The sequence below is a fragment of the Streptomyces synnematoformans genome, from assembly GCF_039531005.1.
Classification (GTDB): Bacteria; Actinomycetota; Actinomycetes; order Streptomycetales; family Streptomycetaceae; genus Streptomyces; species Streptomyces synnematoformans.
In genome coordinates, this window is record NZ_BAAAPF010000166.1 from 1 (window position 1) to 15,826 (window position 15,826).

At 75.7% G+C, this 15,826-nt stretch carries 17 protein-coding genes and 1 pseudogene; 7 read left to right on the plus strand and 11 right to left on the minus strand.

Annotation, left to right across the window (positions count from 1 at the left end; genetic code table 11):
* The 3 genes from ABD317_RS22405 to ABD317_RS22415 form a co-directional block, all read right to left on the minus strand.
* Positions 1 to 809: AAA family ATPase (locus ABD317_RS22405; protein WP_344291723.1), on the minus strand; the 809-nt coding region annotated here is incomplete at its 3' end.
* Positions 806 to 1,981, minus strand: coding sequence for an exonuclease SbcCD subunit D (locus ABD317_RS22410; RefSeq protein WP_344291724.1), 1,176 nt, complete (start codon positions 1,979 to 1,981; stop codon positions 806 to 808). The genes ABD317_RS22405 and ABD317_RS22410, both read right to left, overlap by 4 nt.
* Positions 1,982 to 2,032: 51 nt before the next feature.
* On the minus strand, positions 2,033 to 2,659 hold the full coding sequence (locus ABD317_RS22415) for a YigZ family protein (RefSeq protein WP_344291725.1): 627 nt from the start codon (positions 2,657 to 2,659) through the stop codon (positions 2,033 to 2,035).
* Between the two features lie 83 nt (positions 2,660 to 2,742).
* Between ABD317_RS22415 and ABD317_RS22420 the strand changes: the two genes are divergently transcribed.
* Positions 2,743 to 3,150 carry a CoA-binding protein gene (locus tag ABD317_RS22420; protein ID WP_344291726.1) on the plus strand — a complete coding sequence of 136 codons (408 nt, stop codon included), beginning with the start codon at positions 2,743 to 2,745 and terminating at the stop codon, positions 3,148 to 3,150.
* Between the two features lie 33 nt (positions 3,151 to 3,183).
* Here ABD317_RS22420 and ABD317_RS22425 read toward each other — a convergent pair whose 3' ends face one another.
* Complete coding sequence (locus ABD317_RS22425; RefSeq protein WP_344291727.1) at positions 3,184 to 3,729, minus strand: YbaK/EbsC family protein; 546 nt, start codon at positions 3,727 to 3,729, stop codon at positions 3,184 to 3,186.
* 20 nt (positions 3,730 to 3,749) lie between these two features.
* Complete coding sequence (locus ABD317_RS22430) at positions 3,750 to 4,322, minus strand: helix-turn-helix domain-containing protein (RefSeq protein WP_344291728.1); 573 nt, start codon at positions 4,320 to 4,322, stop codon at positions 3,750 to 3,752.
* Positions 4,323 to 4,426: 104 nt separating this feature from the next.
* Here ABD317_RS22430 and ABD317_RS22435 point away from each other — a divergent pair, with 104 nt between their 5' ends.
* Positions 4,427 to 5,293, plus strand: coding sequence for an EamA family transporter (locus ABD317_RS22435; protein WP_027757579.1), 867 nt, complete (start codon positions 4,427 to 4,429; stop codon positions 5,291 to 5,293).
* Between the two features lie 114 nt (positions 5,294 to 5,407).
* Here the strand turns inward: ABD317_RS22435 and ABD317_RS22440 are convergent, their stop codons facing one another.
* Complete coding sequence (locus ABD317_RS22440) at positions 5,408 to 6,112, minus strand: acyltransferase (RefSeq protein WP_344291729.1); 705 nt, start codon at positions 6,110 to 6,112, stop codon at positions 5,408 to 5,410.
* Between the two features lie 143 nt (positions 6,113 to 6,255).
* Between ABD317_RS22440 and ABD317_RS22445 the strand changes: the two genes are divergently transcribed.
* Positions 6,256 to 6,801, plus strand: coding sequence for a DapH/DapD/GlmU-related protein (locus ABD317_RS22445; protein WP_027757578.1), 546 nt, complete (start codon positions 6,256 to 6,258; stop codon positions 6,799 to 6,801).
* 43 nt (positions 6,802 to 6,844) lie between these two features.
* Here the strand turns inward: ABD317_RS22445 and ABD317_RS22450 are convergent, their stop codons facing one another.
* Positions 6,845 to 7,297, minus strand: coding sequence for a DUF4442 domain-containing protein (locus ABD317_RS22450; protein WP_344291730.1), 453 nt, complete (start codon positions 7,295 to 7,297; stop codon positions 6,845 to 6,847).
* Positions 7,298 to 7,360: 63 nt separating this feature from the next.
* On the opposite strand from ABD317_RS22450, the gene ABD317_RS22455 reads away from it, so the two are divergent.
* Positions 7,361 to 8,299 (plus strand): DUF8017 domain-containing protein, encoded by a 939-nt coding sequence (locus tag ABD317_RS22455; protein ID WP_344291731.1) that lies wholly within the window; start codon positions 7,361 to 7,363, stop codon positions 8,297 to 8,299.
* Positions 8,300 to 8,358: 59 nt separating this feature from the next.
* Positions 8,359 to 9,678, plus strand: a pseudogene (locus tag ABD317_RS22460) (MFS transporter); the annotation flags it as partial.
* Between the two features lie 15 nt (positions 9,679 to 9,693).
* Here ABD317_RS22460 and ABD317_RS22465 read toward each other — a convergent pair.
* From ABD317_RS22465 to ABD317_RS22475, 3 genes are all read right to left on the minus strand, one after another.
* Positions 9,694 to 10,557: a spermidine synthase gene (locus ABD317_RS22465; protein ID WP_344291732.1), complete on the minus strand. Its 864-nt coding sequence runs from the start codon at positions 10,555 to 10,557 to the stop codon at positions 9,694 to 9,696.
* Between the two features lie 77 nt (positions 10,558 to 10,634).
* Positions 10,635 to 11,804, minus strand: a complete 1,170-nt coding sequence (tuf, locus tag ABD317_RS22470; protein ID WP_344291734.1) for an elongation factor Tu — start codon at positions 11,802 to 11,804, stop codon at positions 10,635 to 10,637.
* A 283-nt stretch (positions 11,805 to 12,087) separates the two neighbouring features.
* Entirely contained in the window at positions 12,088 to 12,885 is a 798-nt protein-coding gene (locus ABD317_RS22475) for a DNA alkylation repair protein (RefSeq protein WP_344291735.1), read from the minus strand.
* Between the two features lie 74 nt (positions 12,886 to 12,959).
* On the opposite strand from ABD317_RS22475, the gene ABD317_RS22480 reads away from it, so the two are divergent.
* A complete protein-coding gene (locus ABD317_RS22480; RefSeq protein ID WP_344291736.1) occupies positions 12,960 to 13,760 on the plus strand; it encodes a TVP38/TMEM64 family protein in 801 nt (266 codons plus the stop codon).
* Between the two features lie 56 nt (positions 13,761 to 13,816).
* On the plus strand, positions 13,817 to 14,686 hold the full coding sequence (locus ABD317_RS22485) for an undecaprenyl-diphosphate phosphatase (RefSeq protein ID WP_344291737.1): 870 nt from the start codon (positions 13,817 to 13,819) through the stop codon (positions 14,684 to 14,686).
* Between the two features lie 72 nt (positions 14,687 to 14,758).
* Here the strand turns inward: ABD317_RS22485 and ABD317_RS22490 are convergent.
* On the minus strand, positions 14,759 to 15,826 hold a 1,068-nt coding region (locus ABD317_RS22490; protein ID WP_344291738.1), incomplete at its 5' end, for a CapA family protein.

Here is a 15,826-nt window from a genome sequence, read left to right on the forward strand (position 1 = left end):
CGCAGCGCGGCGGTGTCGCCGTGCTCGCGGGCGATGGCGCGGGCGACGGCGGCGTACGCGAGCACGCCGTCGGCGAGGCCGGTGTCGCCCGGCGCGGCCTCGTCGGGCGACCAGACGTCCCGGGCGCCGGCCGCGGCCGGCCCGGCGGCCTGCCGGATGCGGTGGGCGAGGTGCAGCAGTTGCTCGTCACCGGTGCGGACGGCGTCGTGGGAGCGGCGGCGCAGCTCGGCGAGGTGCTCCTCGACGGCGGCGAAGCGGCCGGTGTCGAAGAGGCGGCCCAGCAGCTTCGCCCGGGCTTCGGCGTCGGCGCGCAGGAAGCGCGCGAAGTCGCCCTGCGGGAGCAGCACGACCTGGCAGAACTGCTCGCGGGTCATGCCCAGCAGGCCGCCGATCTCCTCGCCGATCTCCTGGTGCGAGCGGCTGAGGCCGCGCCACTCGCCGGCGGCCGGGTCGCGTTCGCGCAGCAGGCTGGCGGCCCGCTCCGTGGTGACGCCGGTGCCGTGGCGCTTGGGGCGCGGCTGGGCGGGCCTGCGGACGACCTCCAGCCGGCGGCCGGCGACGGTGAAGTCGAGCGCGACCTCGGTCGGGGTGTCCGGGGCGGCGTGGTGGCTGCGCAGCGTGCCGCCCTGGCGGGGGCCGGGCACGCCGCCGTACAGCGCGTAGCAGACGGCGTCGAGGACGGAGGTCTTGCCGGCACCGGTGGCGCCCTGCAGCAGGAAGATGCCGGCGCCGGACAGGGCGTCGAAGTCGACCTCCTGCGCGCCGGCGAAGGGGCCGAAGGCGGCGACGGCGAGGCGGTGGAGCCTCACCGGGCGGTCTCCGCACGCGCGTCGGCGGCCCGTACGGCGTCGAAGGCCGCGTGCAGCACAGCCCGTTCGTCCGCCGTCACCGCCGAGCCGGGTCTGACGTGGGCCACGAAGTCCTCCGCGATCTCGCGGTCGTCGCGGCCCCGGAGCCGGTCGGCGTACGACGCTTCGGTGCCCGCGGCGGCGCCGTCGGCCGGCTCGGGGGCGAAGACGAGGCTGACGACGTGCGGGAAGCGCTCGGCGAGGCGGGCCATCGGCTCCTGCGGGCGGGCGGCGTCGGTGAGGGTGGCCTCGACCCAGGCGTCCTCGTGCGGCGTCAGGGCCGGGTCGGCGAGGAGGTCGTCCAGCCGGCCGCACAGCCGTGCCAGCGGCCGTGGCACGGGCGCGTCGACGCGCTCGGCGGTGACGCCGCCGGACGCGTCGAGGTCCACGAGCCACGTCGACTTGCGGTGGCCGGCTTCGGAGAAGGAGTACGCGAGGGGGGAGCCCGAGTAGCGCACGCGCTCGGCGAGGGTCTGACAGCCGTGCAGGTGGCCCAGTGCGACGTAGTCGACGCCGGCGAAGACGGCGGCGGGCACGGAGGCGACGCCGCCGACGGTGATGTCCCGCTCGCTGTCGGAGACGGCGCCGCCGGTGACGAAGGCGTGCGCGAGGACGACGGAGCGGGTGCCGGCGGGGCGGGCGGCGAGGTCGGCGCGCACCCGGTCCATGGCGGCGGAGAGCACGGCCCGGTGGCCGCCGCGGGGGGCGGCGAACTCCTCGCGCACCAGTGCCGGTTCCAGATAGGGCAGCCCGTAGCACGCGACCTCGCCGGCGGCGTCCCGCAGCAGCACCGGCTCGCCGACGCCCGCCGGGTCGGTGCGCAGATGGACGCCCGCGCGGTCCAGGAGGCCGGCGCCGACGCCGAGGCGGCGCGCCGAGTCGTGGTTCCCGGAGATCATGACGACCGGCACGCCGAGCGCCCCGAGCCGGTGCAGCGCCCGGTCGAACAGCTCCACGGCGGCGAGCGGTGGCACCGCGCGGTCGTAGACGTCCCCCGCGACGAGCACGGCCTCGACCCCGCGCTCGGCCACCACGGCGACGAGGTGGTCGAGGAAGGCGGCTTGGGCGTCGAGCAGGCTCACCCGGTGGAACGAGCGGCCCAGGTGCCAGTCCGAGGTGTGCAGGAAGCGCATGGGGCCCGACTGTATCGGCGGGGTACGACATCCCGTGCCGCACCGGCCGTCTCACCCGGTGCCGTACACCTCGTCGCCGGGCCGGAGTTCGGCGCCGCCGGCGGTGGCGTCGGCCAGCCAGGAGCCGAAGCCGTCCAGGTCGCCGGCCGGGACGGCGACCTCGATCTCGACGTTCTCGCCGTACGCCACGCCGCGCACGTCGCGCCCGGCGGCGTGCAGGTGGCCGAGCACCTTTCCGGCCCGCCCGTGGTCGACGGTGACGGTGACCAGCCGCATCCGCCGCCGCGTCACGGTGCCCACCGCGTCCACGGCGGCGCCGACCGCGCCGCCGTAGGCACGGATGAGCCCGCCGGCGCCGAGCTTGGTGCCGCCGAAGTAGCGGGCGACCACGGCGACGACGTAGCGCAGCTCGCGGCGGAGCAGCAGCTGCAGCATGGGCAGCCCGGCGGTGCCGCCGGGCTCGCCGTCGTCGCCGGACTTCTGCACGTCCGCGTCGGCGCCCACGACGTACGCGAAGCAGTGGTGCGTGGCGTCGGGGTACGCGGCGCGCACCCGGGCGAGGACGGCCTGCGCCTCGGCCTCGGTGGCCGCGGGTGCGACGGTGCACACGAACCGGGAGCGGTTCACCTCGCTCTCGTGCACGCCCTCCCGGGCGACGGTCACGTACCCCTCGCGCATGCCGCCACCCTAAGGGCCGGCCCCGGCCGCCCGTACCGCCCGCCGCCGGGAATCGGCCCCTGCCCGGCGGCGTTGCACGGGATATGTACGCAGACCAGGAGACCATCCGCAGGATCCTCACCGCGACGGGCGACACGTGGGCGGTGGTGGGCCTGTCGAACAACTCCTCGCGCCCGGCCTACGGCGTGGCACGGGTGCTCCAGCGGTTCGGCAAGCGCATCGTGCCGGTGCACCCCAAGGCGGAGACGGTGCACGGCGAGCAGGGCTACGCGTCGCTCGCGGGCATCCCGTTCCCCGTCGACGTGGTGGACGTCTTCGTCAACAGCGGCCTCGCCGGCGGGGTGGCGGACGAGGCGGTCCGGGCCGGGGCGAAGGCGGTCTGGTTCCAGCTGGACGTGATCGACGAGGACGCGTACGACCGGGTGCGCGCGGCCGGTCTCGACATGGTGATGGACCGCTGCCCGGCCATCGAGATCCCCCAGCTCGACTGAGCGCGCGACGGCCGCGCCGGGCGGCGGCGGGGCTCAGGTGCCGAGGCCGTCGAGGACCACGGCCCCGGGCAGTCCGGCGAGGGCCTTGCCGGGCACGATGAGCTTGCCGCGCCGCCGGCCGCTGCCGACGACCAGGTGCGGCGCGTCCGCGACGCGGGCGTCGACGAGGACCGGCCAGCCCTCCGGCAGCCCGATCGGGGTGATTCCACCGTACTCCATACCGGTCTCGGCGGTGGCCGTCTCGGCGCGGGCGAACGACGCCTTGCGGACCCCGAGATGGCGGCGGACGGCGCCGTTGACGTCGACGCGGGTGGTGGAGAGCACGACGCAGGCGGCGAGGGTGACGTCGCCGCCGCGTTTCCCGGCGACGACGACGCAGTTCGCGGACCGCTCCAGCAGGTCCTCCCCGTACCTCGCGCAGAAGACGGCCGTGTCGGCGACCTCGGGGTCGGAGTCGACGTGCACCAGCTCGGCCGCGGAGACGGCGCCGCGCAGGGCGGCGGCGACGGGGTCGGCGAGCAGGTCCAGGCGCTCGGTGGCGGGGGCGGCGTCGTCGAAGTCTCCGATGGGTGCGCGCATGTCCGCGACCCTAACGCGGTTCAGCTCGCGGGCGGTACCGAGACCGCCATCACCAGCTCCACCGGGTCCTCGCCCTCGTTGCGGTACGCGTGCGGCGCGCTCGCCTCGAAGCTGGCCGACGTGCCCGCCGGCACCGCGTGCGCCGTGCCGGCGACGACGAGCGTCAGCTCGCCGGCGGTGACGTGCAGCAGCTCGGTGGTGCCCACGGGGTGCGGGTCGGAGCTGCTGCCGTCGCCGGGCATCAGCCGCCAGGACCACATCTCGAAGGGGCCGGGGTTCTGCGTGCCGACGAGCAGCCGGCTGGCGCTGCCCTGCTTCGTGGTCCACATCCGCACGGCCCGGTGCGGGGGGACGAGCTGCACCTCGGGGCCGTGCTCGTAGTCCAGCAGCGTGGTGATGCTGATGCCGAGGGCGTCGGCGAGTTTGACGGTGGTGCCGACGCTGGGGTTCGTCCGCGCCTGTTCTATCTGGATGATCATCCCGCGGCTGACGCCGGAGCGGCCGGCCAGCGCGTCCAGGGTGAAGCCGCGCTCGGCGCGCCAGTGCTTGAGGTTGCGGGCGAGCGCGTGCGCGAGGAGGTCGAAATCCGCCAAGGCTCCGTCCAGCTCCGTCCAATATTGTGATGCGTTCGTCCAGTGCAGTGAACTACACTGCGGGGAACCGCAGCGTTCATCACAGTGTACTCGGGGGCTTCGTCGTGACCGCACTCTTCGCCCTGGCCACCAGCATCCTCTACGGGCTCGCCGACTTCGGCGGCGGGGTGCTGAGCCGGCGCACGCCCGCGCTCACGGTGGTCGTGCTCTCGCAGATCGCGGCGGCGGTGGTGCTGGGCGCGGTCGTGGTGGCCACCGGCGCCTGGAGCGAGGCCGGGCCGCTGCTGTGGTGGGCGGTCGCGGCCGGCGTCGCCGGCCCGGTCGCGATGATCTGCTTCTACAGCGCGCTGGCCCGGGGGCCGATGGGGGTGGTCTCGCCGCTCGCCTCGCTGGCCGTGCTGGTGCCGTTCGGCGTGGGCCTGGCGGCGTACGGGGAGCGGCCCGGCCCGGTGCAGTACGCGGGCGGGGCCGTCGCGCTGGCCGGCGTGGTGCTGGCGTCCGGGCCGCAGCTGCGCGGAGCGCCGGTCGAGCGGCGGACGCTGGTGCTGACGCTGGGCGCGGCGGCGGGGTTCGGCGCGGTCTTCGCCTTCATCGCCGAGGCGTCGACGAACGTCACGGGGCTGTTCCTCGCGCTGTTCGTGCAGCGGGCGGTGAACGTGGCGGTGGGCGGCGCCGCGCTGTACGCGGCGGTGCGCCGGGGAGGCGCGGCCCTGCCGGAGGACGGCTGGGACACGATACGGGCGGCGGCGCCCGGGCTGGTGTTCGTCGGCCTGGCGGACGTGGCCGCGAACGGGACGTACGCGATAGCCGCGCAGCACGGCCCGGTGACCCTGGCGGCGGTGCTGTCGTCGCTGTATCCGGTGATCACGGCGCTGGCGGCGCGGGGCGTGCTGCGGGAGAGGCTGCGCGCGGTGCAGGCGGCCGGCGCGGGCCTGGCGCTGGCGGGCACGGTGCTGCTGGCGTCGGGATGAGCCGCGGCGGGCCCGCCGCGGCTCAGACGTGGTTGCGGATCGTGTAGAGCAGCAGCCCGAAGGCGTGCAGGCACAGGACGACGGCCAGGATGATGCGCAGCGTCCGGGTGGTGATCACGTGGCGCCCCCTGTCACGGTCACGGTCATGTCGCCGTCTCCAGGGTGCCGGGCCGGGCCGAGCGGCGGGTGCCACCCGGACTCGGGGTTCCAGCGGCGCACGATGCGGGCCGGCGCGCCGGCGACCACCGCGTGGTCGGGCACCTCCCCGCGCACCACGGAGCCGGCGGCGACGACCACGTTGCGCCCCAGCCGGGCGCCGGGCAGCACGAGCGCGCCCGCGCCCAGCCAGCTGCCCGAGCCGATCTCCACCGGCGCGGAGCGCGGCCACTGCTTGCCGACCGGCTCGTGCGGGTCGTCGTAGCTGTGGTTCGTGGAGGTGACGTACACGTAGGGACCGCAGAAGACGTCGTCGCCGATGGTGACGGGCAGGTCGGCGATGACGTGGCTGCCCCGGCCCAGCACCACGCCGTCGCCGAGCCGCACGGCCGTGTCCGGGCCGAGCGGGGCGCCGGGCGCGAGGCCGACGGTGAGCGTCACCTGCTCGCCGACGATGCAGTGCGCGCCCAGCTCGATCCGCCCCTCGCCGAAGATCGTGCCCTGCGGGAAGGCGAGGACCGTGCCGGCGCCGATCCGGCGGAAGCGGTACGGCCCCGGCCGCCCGGCGCTCACCGCGCCCGTGCTCCTGACCCACCGCCAGCCGCGGTGCACGGCGCGCGAGAGCAGCCGGCTCGTCACGGAGTCGCGCTGCTGCTTCGGCACCCGCTCACCGTACCCCTCCCGCACCTCGCATACGCTCTCCCCGGGCGCGGGCGCGACCCCGCACGGCGGCGGGCCGCCGGCGCCCCACCAGAACGTACGACGGCGGGCGCCGGACGCCGCCGCGAACCCCGGGAGCGGACGACATGTCAGGACGGCCGGAGCCGCTGATCGCGGCGGTGGGCGGGCACGAGCCCGCGGTGGACCCGAAGGCGTACGTGGCCCCGACGGCGGTGGTGGTCGGGGACGTGACCGTCGGCGCCGACGCCAGCGTGTGGTACCACGCGGTGCTCCGCGCGGACTGCGGCGCCGTCTCGCTGGGCGCGGGCAGCAACGTGCAGGACAACTCCACGGTCCACTCCGACCCCGGCTTCCCCGTCGCCATCGGCGAGCGCGTGACCGTCGGCCACAACGCGGTGGTGCACGGCTGCACCGTCGGCGACGACGTGCTGGTCGGCATGGGCGCGACGGTGCTCAACGGGGCCGTGATCGGCGCCGGTTCGCTGATCGCCGCGCAGGCGCTGGTGCCGCAGGGCATGGAGGTGCCGCCGGGCTCCCTGGTCGCCGGCGTGCCGGCGAAGGTGAAGCGGCCGCTGACCGACGAGGAGCGCGCGCACATCCGACTCAACGGCGAGGGGTACGTGGCCCTCGCGCAGGCGCACCGCGAGGCCCTCGGCGGCGCGGGCTCCTGACCCGCGCCGCCCCGCGGCGGTGCGGCCGTCGGCCGCGGGGCCGTCAGCCGTTGGGCCGCAGGGTCCACAGCACCGTCATCCGCCCGCTCACGGCGCCGTCCCCGCGGAAGATGTCGACCTCGACCGGGAACTCCGGCCGCTCGCCGGCGTCGAGTTCGGCGACGACGTCCGCGATCGGCCGGCCCAGCCGGGCGCGGGCGGTGACGTCGCCCCGGGCGACCTTCAGAAAGTCGATCTCCGCCCGCACCGGCAGCGGCACGGCCCGCTCCAGCTGGTCGCCGAACGCGGCGACCACGACGGCGCCGGTGGCCGACTCGGCCAGGGTGAACATCGCGCCCGCGTGCGGACCGCCGACGTGGTTGCGGTACTCCGGCCGGTCGCGGAACCGGAGGACGGCGGTCTGCGGCGTGATCTCGTCGTACACCAGGCCGAGCGTGCGGACCATGGGCACCGATGCCTGGAGAAGCTCGCCCAGCGGCGGCGTGGAGTCGGACATGCGACCACGTTACCAGCGGGTAATAAGTGTGGCCACTCCCCTTCGCCAGCTATGTTGTTCGCCATGTGGCCAGGACAGCAGCCCGGGGGCGAGCAGCACCAGCAGCAGCCGAACCCGTACCAGCAACAGCCCGCCCCGCACGGCCCGCAGGGCTACGACGGACAGCAGCAGGAGCAGTGGGGCCGGCCCACACCGCCCGGTGCGCCGGTCCCCGCGAAACGCGGCGGGACCAGTCCCCGCGTCGCCGCCGCCATAGTCGGCGCCGTCGCCGTGATCGCCGCGGCGACCGTGACCGGCGTGGTCGTCCTCAACGGGGACGACGACGGCGGCGACAAGGCGAGCCCCGCGGGCGGCGGCGGCTCGCCCAGCGCCTCGCCGTCCCCGTCGGCGAGCGGGTCCCTGCTCAAGGACCATCCCGACAACCCGCGCGGCAGCGCGGCCGACCAGAGCATCGACCCGGTGGTGCCCGGCTGGAAGGCCGTCCACAACGCCAAGCGCCACAACGTCTACGACGTGCCTCCGGAGTGGGAGGTGCAGTCCCCGACCCTGACCATCGGCTTCGAGGACGACTCCGGCCCGCTGGTGTCGATGACCGGCGCCGCGCTCTACAAGGACGGCATCTGCAAGTACGCCAGCCGCGCCGGCGCCGGCACGAAGGGCGGCATCGGGGCGAAGAACACGAAGGAAGCCGTCGAGAACGAGGCCGGCGCCTGGGCCCACGCCGCCTTCAACACCAGCAAGAAGGCGACCGTCAAGCAGACCGAGCCGGTGCCCTTCACCAGCGAGCACGGCCTTGAGGGGCACATGGCCACCGCGACGGTCACCAACGTGCCGCGCGAGAACAAGTGCTCGGCCGACGGCAAGATCTTCGCCTTCACCTACACCGACGTGAACGGCGAGTTCGCCACGTGGGTGCTGTACAGCGACACGGGGGTGGCGGACGAGGTCCCGGACGACACCGTGGCCAAGATCATGGACAGTCTGCGGCCGCTGGAGGGCTGAGCGGGCGCGGCCGGGAAATCCACTTGGCGTGCGCCCGGTGAACCCGGCATAGTCCGCGGGTGCCCCGTCCGCCCGCCTCCCGCACCGGCCCCGTCCCGGAGCCCGCCGCCGGGCCCGCTTCCGGCCCGACGCCCCGCCGGCGCTGGGCGGGGCGGAACTACACGCTCCTGTCCCTCGCGGCGGTGATCACCAACCTCGGCGCCTCCGGCGCGCTGATCGCCTCGGCGTTCGCGGTGCTGGAGGCCGGCGGCTCCGCCACCGACGTCGGGCTGGTGGCGGCGGCGCGTACGACGGCGCTCGTCGTCTTCGTGCTCGTCGGCGGGGCGGTCGCCGACCGGATACCGCGGCACCGGGTGATGGTCGTCGCGAACGCCGTCAACTGCGCCTCGCAGGGCGTCTTCGCGGCGCTGGTGATCACCGGCGAGGCGCGGGTGTGGCAGATGGTGCTGCTGTCCGCGGTCGGCGGCACGGGGCACGCGTTCTTCGCGCCCGCCGCCGAGGGCATGGTGCTCTCGTCGGTCACCGGTGCGCAGGCGGGCCGGGCGTTCGCGCTGTTCCGCGTCGGCGTCAACGGCGCCGGGATCGGCGGGGCCGCGCTTGGCGGCGCCATGGTCGCGGCGGTCGGGCCGGGGTGGGTGCTGGCCGTGGACGCGGGCGCGTTCGCCGTCGCCGCCGCGCTGCGGGCGTTCCTCGACGTCAGCGGCATCCCGGAGCGGCAGCCCGGCGGCGGCATCCTCGCCGATCTGCGGGAGGGCCGGCGGGAGGTGACCGGGCGGCCCTGGCTCTGGTCGATCGTGCTGCAGTTCGCGGTCGTCAACGCCGTGGTGGCGGCGGCCGAGGGGGTGTACGGGCCGCTCGTCGCCCGCGAGCACCTCGGCGGCGCGGGGCCGTGGGGCCTGGCCATGGGCGCCTTCGCCGCGGGCACGCTGGCGGGGGCGCTGGTGATGACCAGGTGGAGGCCGCGGCGGGTGCTGCTCGCCGGAGTGCTGTGCATTTTCCCGCTCGCGCTGCCGGGGGCGGCCCTGGCGGTGCCGCTGCCGGTGGCCGGGCTGGCGGCGGTGATGTTCGTCTCCGGCACGTGCGTCGAGGTCTTCGCGGTGGCGTGGATGATGGCGCTGCACCAGGAGATCCCCGAGGACAAGCTGTCCCGCGTCTCCTCGTACGACTGGCTGGGCTCGATCGCGCTCATCCCGGTGGCCACCGCGCTCGCCGGCCCCGTGCAGGACCTGGTGGGCCGGCCGGCGGCGCTGTGGGGGTGCTCCGCGCTCGTCGTGGTGCTGACCGCGGCCGTGCTGTGCGTGCCGGACGTGCGGCGGCTGCGGCGTACGGAACACCCGGCGCCCGGGACCGCCGGTGCGGCCGCCGCCGCGCGCGGACCGGCCCGCCGCGGAAGGTCAATCGAGGGTGAAGGCGTCGTCCGGCGGCTCGGGCGAGGGCACGGCGTCGGCGTCCGTGACCGGCTGAGCGCCGGCCGTCAGCCGCCGCAGCGCCGGCCCGTACTCGACCCGGGCGGGGAACGGGTCGCCGGCGGTGCGCCGCGCCAGCTCCGCGAGCGCCACCGCCGCGCCGACGTCCGCGCCCGGCTCCGCCGCCACCTCCACGGCGTTGCCGAAGCGCCGGCCGCGCAGCACCGAGGGCTCCGCGACCAGGCACAGCTCGGGGAAGACGGCCGCGGCGGTGGCCAGTTGGGAGCCGAGGAAGCGGAACGGCGCGCTGTCGGCGAGGTTCGCGACGTAGAGCCCGTGCGGCCGCACCGCGCGGGCGTCGGCGCCGACGAACTCCAGCGACGCGACGTGGGCGGGCACCCGGGCGCCGCCGTAGACGTCGGCGATGACGAGGTCGCAGCTGGCCGGCGGGCGCCGCGCCAGCGCGGCGCCGCCGTCGCCGGCGCGGAGCGCGACACCGCAGTCCGGCGGCAGCGGCAGATGCTCCGCCACCAGCGCGATCACCCCCCGGTCGGACTCGGCGACCTCCTGCCGGGAGCCGGGGCGGGTGGCCGCCACGTACCGGGGCAGGGTCAGCGCGCCGCCGCCGAGGTGCACGGCGTCCAGCGGACGCCCCGGCGGGAAGCCCACATCGACGACGTGCGCCAGCCGGCGCGCGTACTCGAACTCCAGGTGCGTGGGGTCGTCGAGGTCGACGTACGACTGCGGGGCGCCCTCGACCGTGAGCAGGTAGGCGCGGGGGCGGTCGACGTCCGGCAGCAGCCTCGCGGTGCCGCCGTCCACGGCGGCGATGACGGGGACGGGCTCCTCCACACCGGACATTGTGGGGGTGGAAGCCCGCCTTCCGTAGCCGCTTGCGCGGATACGGACGGCGGGCGGCAGGGCCGGGGTCAGCCCAGCCCGGTGACGGTGCCCGCGCCGACGGTGCGCCCGCCCTCGCGGATGGCGAAGCCGAGCCCCACCTCGAGCGGCACCTCGCGGCCCAGCTCGACCGTCATCGCGACGGTGTCGCCGGGCCGGGCGACGGCGGTCGCGCCGAGGTCGACGTCGCCGACGACGTCCGCGGTCCTGATGTAGAACTGCGGGCGGTAGCCGGTCGAGACGGCCGTACGCCGACCGCCCTCGGCCGCGGACAGCACGTACACCTCGGCGGTGAACCGCCGCCGCGGCACGACGCTGCCCGGCGCGGCGACGACGTGCCCGCGGCGCACCGCGTCGCGCGCGACGCCGCGCAGCAGCAGCGCGACGTTGTCGCCGGCCTGCGCCGACTCCATCGGCTTGCCGAAGGTCTCCAGGCCGGTGACGACCGTCTCGACCTCCGCGCCGAGCACCTGCACCCGGTCGCCGACGCGCACGGTGCCGCGCTCGGCGGCGCCGGTGACGACCGTGCCGCGGCCGGTGATGGTGAGCACGTTCTCCACCGGCAGCAGGAACGGCGCGTCCAGGTGCCGCTCGGGCATGGGCACGTACGCGTCGACCGCGTCCAGCAGGTGCCCGATCGCCTCGGTCCACGTCGGGTCGCCCGCGAGCGCGCGCAGCCCGGAGACGCGGACCACGGGCACCTCCTCGCCCGGGTAGCCGTGCGCGGAGAGCAGCTCGCGGACCTCCAGCTCGACCAGGTCGGTCAGCTCCGGGTCGCCGGCGTCGGCCTTGTTGAGCGCGACGACCACGTGCCGCACCCCCACCTGCCGGGCGAGCAGCACGTGCTCCGCGGTCTGCGGCATGACGCCCTCGACCGCGGAGATCACCAGGATCGCGCCGTCGAGCTGGGCGGCGCCGGTGACCATGTTCTTCACGAAGTCGGCGTGGCCGGGCATGTCGACGTGCGCGTAGTGGCGGGTCGCCGTCTCGTACTCGACGTGCGCGATGTTGATGGTGATGCCGCGCACGGCCTCCTCCGGCGCCCGGTCGATGCGCTCGAACGGGACGAAGGCGCCGGTGCCGCGGTCGCTGAGCACCTTGGTGATCGCGGCCGTCAGCGTGGTCTTGCCGTGGTCGACGTGCCCCATCGTGCCGATGTTGACGTGCGGCTTCGTGCGCACGTACGCCTGCTTGGGCATGGTTGTTCCTCGCGGATCGCAGCGGATGCGCGGACCCCCGGCCTGGCCGGCCCTCCCCCGCGGGGGTCCGCTGGAGCGATCACGGGAAGGGGCGGATTCGGGCGCCGTCGGCTGCGGCTGCCACCGCGGCTGCGAGTGCGGCCGGCACAGCCTTCAGCGCGTCCGCGGCGGCGGACGTGTGCGCAAGGAGGGCGTACCGGAACATGCCCACCATGATCGGGTACGGGCACCGCGGCGGTCGAACGGTTTTCCTGCCGCCCCGCTCGTGGCGGCACGGGAGCGGTCAGAAGTGCTTGAGCGCCTCGCGTGCGGAGAGCGGGGACAGCTCGGCGCGGTGGGCGTCGACGAAGGAACGCACGGCCGCCGGGTCGGTCTTCGCGTACTCGCGCAGGCACCAGCCGACGGCCTTGCGGATGAAGAAGTCGCGGTGGTCCGCGCGGCGCAGGCAGTAGCCGAAGAGGCGGCCGGTGTCGGTGGCGTCCTTGAAGCGCAGTTGGTGCAGGAGGGCGGTGCGGGCGACCCACAGGTCGTCGTCCTCGATCCACTCGTCCATGGCGGCGGCCAGCGGCGGTTCGGCGGCGACGAGGCCGCCGACGACGTGCGCGGCGAGCGCGTCGACGGTGTCCCACCAGGAGGTCGTGACGACGAGGTGGCGGACGACGGGCAGGAGGCCGGAGGAGCAGCGGCGCACGTGGCGGCGGAGGAAGTCGACGGCGAAGTAGTGGTACTCGCGCTCCGGCAGCTCCCAGCAGCGCAGCGCGACCGCGGCGCAGTCCGCCTCGGCGGGGCGCGGTGTGCCGTAGAGGACGGCGCGGGACAGCTCGCGGCGGCGGGGCGCGGGGATGCCGAGGAACGGGGCGACGCCGCGCAGGTACGCGGCCGACTGCGCGGCGCGCTCGGGGTCGGCGGCGGTGGGGTAGGCGTCGGTGAGGCGGGCGAGAACGGCGTCGGCGAGGGCGCTCGCGGGGACGGGCGGGGCGTCGGCGGCCCCGGCGGCGTCCGGGACGTGCGGGGTGTCCGGGGTGTCCGGGGCCGGGGTGGCCTCCGGGCCGGTGGGGACGCTGGAGCGCTGCTGGGCCATGACGGCCACGGTAGCGGCCGGAGTCGAGTGCGACGTCACGGCGCAGGTGCGCCCGCGTCGGTTAGGCTCATGCGGTGCCCGTACCCGTCGAGGGGCCCGTTACCGGCCACGTCGTCCGCAGCGGCCGCGCGCTGCTGTCCGCACGCTCCCGGCTGGGCCTGCTCGTGGTGCTCCTCGCCGGCGCCGTGGGCGCGGCCGTCGTGTGGCGGCCGCACCGGCTGCTGGCGGACGGGCTGCCGCCGCAGTTCACCGGCATGTCGGCGGTGATCGTCTTCGCCGTCGCGTACGGGCTGTGCACCGCGGCCCTGGTGCCGCGCCCGCTGCTCAACCTCGCCTCCGGCACGCTCTTCGGCGCCCAGGCGGGCCTGGCCGGGTCGGTGTCCGGCACGGTGCTCGGCGCGGGCGTGGCCTTCGGGATGGGCCGGCTGCTCGGCCAGGACGCGCTGCGCCCGCTGCTGCGCGGGCGGCTGCTGACGGCGGCGGACCGGCAGCTGAGCCGGCACAGCTTCCGCTCGATGCTGGTGCTGCGCACCTTTCCCGGTGTGCCGTTCGCGGGGGTCAACTACGCGGCCGCGGTCTCGCGGATGAGCTGGGTGCCGTTCCTGCTGGCCACGGCGGTGGGCTGCGTGCCGAACACCGCCGCGTACGTGATCGCCGGCAGCCGGGCCTCCGACCCGCTCTCCCCCGTCTTCCTCGCCGCCCTCGGTTTCATCCTCGCCAGCATGGCGGTCGGCGCCGCGGTCGCCGTGCGCCGGCGCCGCGCCGTCCGCGGCCGCGCTCGCGGAGTGATCCCTTCCGCCGTTTCCGCCGAGGTGGCCGCCGCCGGCGGCACGGAGGTGCCCGGTACCGACCCTGGGGCCACACGCCTCACATAGGGGCCTTAACATCTCCTGCAACCCGTCAGCGAACTCAAGGACATGTGCAGCCCCGTATGAGCTGGTTCGAAGCAGTCATCCTCGGACTCGTCCAGGGGCTGACGGAATTCCTGCCGATCTCCTCCAGCGCCCACCTCCGGCTCACGGCGGCCTTCGCCGGCTGGGAGGACCCGGGCGCCGCCTTCACGGCGATCACCCAGATCGGTACGGAGACCGCCGTGCTGATCTACTTCCGCAAGGACATCGCGCGGATCGTCTCCGCCTGGTTCCGCTCGCTGACGGACAGGTCCATGCGCTCCGACCACGACGCGAAGATGGGCTGGCTGGTCATCGTCGGCTCGATCCCGATCGGGGTGCTGGGGCTGACGTTCCAGGAGTCGATCGAGGGGCCGTTCCGCGATCTTCGGCTGATCGCCACCACGCTGATCGTGATGGGCCTGGTCCTCGGCTTCGCCGACTGGCGCGCCTCCGGAGGCGGCGGACGGCACCGCGCCGTCGTGGAGCGCAAGCAGCTGACCGACCTCACCACCCGCGACGGCCTGCTGTTCGGCCTCGCCCAGTCGCTCGCGCTGATCCCGGGCGTCTCCCGCTCGGGCGCGACCATCACCGGCGGCCTGTTCCTGGGCTACAGCCGCGAGGCCGCCGCCCGGTACTCGTTCCTGCTGGCCATCCCCGCGGTGCTCGCCTCCGGGCTCTTCGAGCTGAAGGAGGTCCCGGGGGCGACGCACATGAACTGGGGCGGGACGGTGGTCGCCACCCTCATCGCCTTCGCCGTCGGCTATGCGGTCATCGCGTGGTTCATGAGGTTCATCACCACCCGCAGCTTCGCGCCCTTCGTGATCTACCGCGTGCTGCTGGGGCTCCTGATCTTCGCCCTGGTCGCGACCGGCACCCTGGAGCCCGAAGCGGGAGACCCGACGCACTGAGCGGCGGGCCCGGCCGGGCGCCGGGCCGCCCCCGCCCGGCCCGCCGCGTCGCCGCCCGCTCCGGCGGCGCGGTCAGTACGACGCCTCCCGCAGCCCGTCCGCGGCGGCGCCGCGGCTGAGGACCGCGGCGCGCACCCGCGCGTGGACGTCCGGGTACGTCTCCGGAGTCGCCGGCACCACCCGGAACGGCGGCCCGGTCTCCGCGTGGTGGACCAGGAACCGTGCCCGGGTCACCCGCCAGCCGTCGCGCCCGGGGGTGAAGGTGAAGCGCGCCGCGGAGCCCTCGTTGCCGCGGTACATCGACGGGATGAAGCTGGCGACCTGGTCGCCGAGGCCGTAGACGACCCAGGTGCCGTTGACCTTCTCGTACGGCTGCGGCACGTGGTTGTGGGTGCCGATGATCAGGTCGATGTCCTTGCGGCCGCCGCTGCGCGAGCGGGTCAGCCGGTCGGCGAGCCGCCGCTGGGCGGCGTCCGGCTCCTGCCGCCACTCGGTGCCCCAGTGCACGCTGAGGACGACCACGTCGGCCCCGGCCCGCCGCGCGGCGCGCGCGTCGGCGACGACCCGGCGGGGGTCGAGCAGGCCCAGCGACCAGGGGGCGTCGGCGGGCACGGCGGCGTTGCTGCCGTAGGTGTACGAGAGGTGGGCGACCCGGGCGCCGCCGGCGCGGAGCACGGCGGGCCGGGCGGACTCGGCGCGGGTACGGGCGGTGCCGGCGTAGTGCAGGCCGGCGCCGTCGAGGGCGTCCAGGGTGCGCCGGACGCCGGCGGTGCCGGCGTCGAGCGCGTGGTTGGAGGCGGTGGAGCAGCCGTCGTAGCCGGCGTCGCGCAGGGCGGCGGCCAGGCCGGGCGGGGACTGGAAGACCGGGTAGCCGGTGAAGGGGCCCTCCGGCGGCCCGAGCGGGGTCTCCAGATGGCACAGCGCAAGGTCCGCGGCGGCGACGGCGGGCGCGACGGCGCCGAACACGGGCCGGAAGTCGTGGCCCTCTCCCCCGGCGTCCGCGGCCGCCTGCCGCATGATCGACGGGTACGGGATGACGTCGCCGGTCGCCAGCAGCGTGAACGGGCGGGCGCCGGGCCCGGGCCCGGCGGCGGCGGGCGCGTGGGGCTGGCGGTGGAGATCGTCCCCGGCGTCTCGTCG

Excerpts from the sequence above, each read along its gene's own strand:
- ABD317_RS22410 (WP_344291724.1), bottom strand. The coding sequence starts at position 1,981 with ATGCGCTTCCTGCACACCTCGGACTGGCACCTGGGCCGCTCGTTCCAC.
- ABD317_RS22415 (WP_344291725.1), bottom strand. The coding sequence starts at position 2,659 with ATGCGCGAGGGGTACGTGACCGTCGCCCGGGAGGGCGTGCACGAGAGC.
- ABD317_RS22420 (WP_344291726.1), top strand. The coding sequence starts at position 2,743 with ATGTACGCAGACCAGGAGACCATCCGCAGGATCCTCACCGCGACGGGC.
- ABD317_RS22425 (WP_344291727.1), bottom strand. The coding sequence starts at position 3,729 with ATGCGCGCACCCATCGGAGACTTCGACGACGCCGCCCCCGCCACCGAG.
- ABD317_RS22445 (WP_027757578.1), top strand. The coding sequence starts at position 6,256 with ATGTCAGGACGGCCGGAGCCGCTGATCGCGGCGGTGGGCGGGCACGAG.
- ABD317_RS22450 (WP_344291730.1), bottom strand. The coding sequence starts at position 7,297 with ATGTCCGACTCCACGCCGCCGCTGGGCGAGCTTCTCCAGGCATCGGTG.
- ABD317_RS22455 (WP_344291731.1), top strand. The coding sequence starts at position 7,361 with ATGTGGCCAGGACAGCAGCCCGGGGGCGAGCAGCACCAGCAGCAGCCG.
- tuf (WP_344291734.1), bottom strand. The coding sequence starts at position 11,804 with ATGCCCAAGCAGGCGTACGTGCGCACGAAGCCGCACGTCAACATCGGC.
- ABD317_RS22475 (WP_344291735.1), bottom strand. The coding sequence starts at position 12,885 with ATGGCCCAGCAGCGCTCCAGCGTCCCCACCGGCCCGGAGGCCACCCCG.
- ABD317_RS22485 (WP_344291737.1), top strand. The coding sequence starts at position 13,817 with ATGAGCTGGTTCGAAGCAGTCATCCTCGGACTCGTCCAGGGGCTGACG.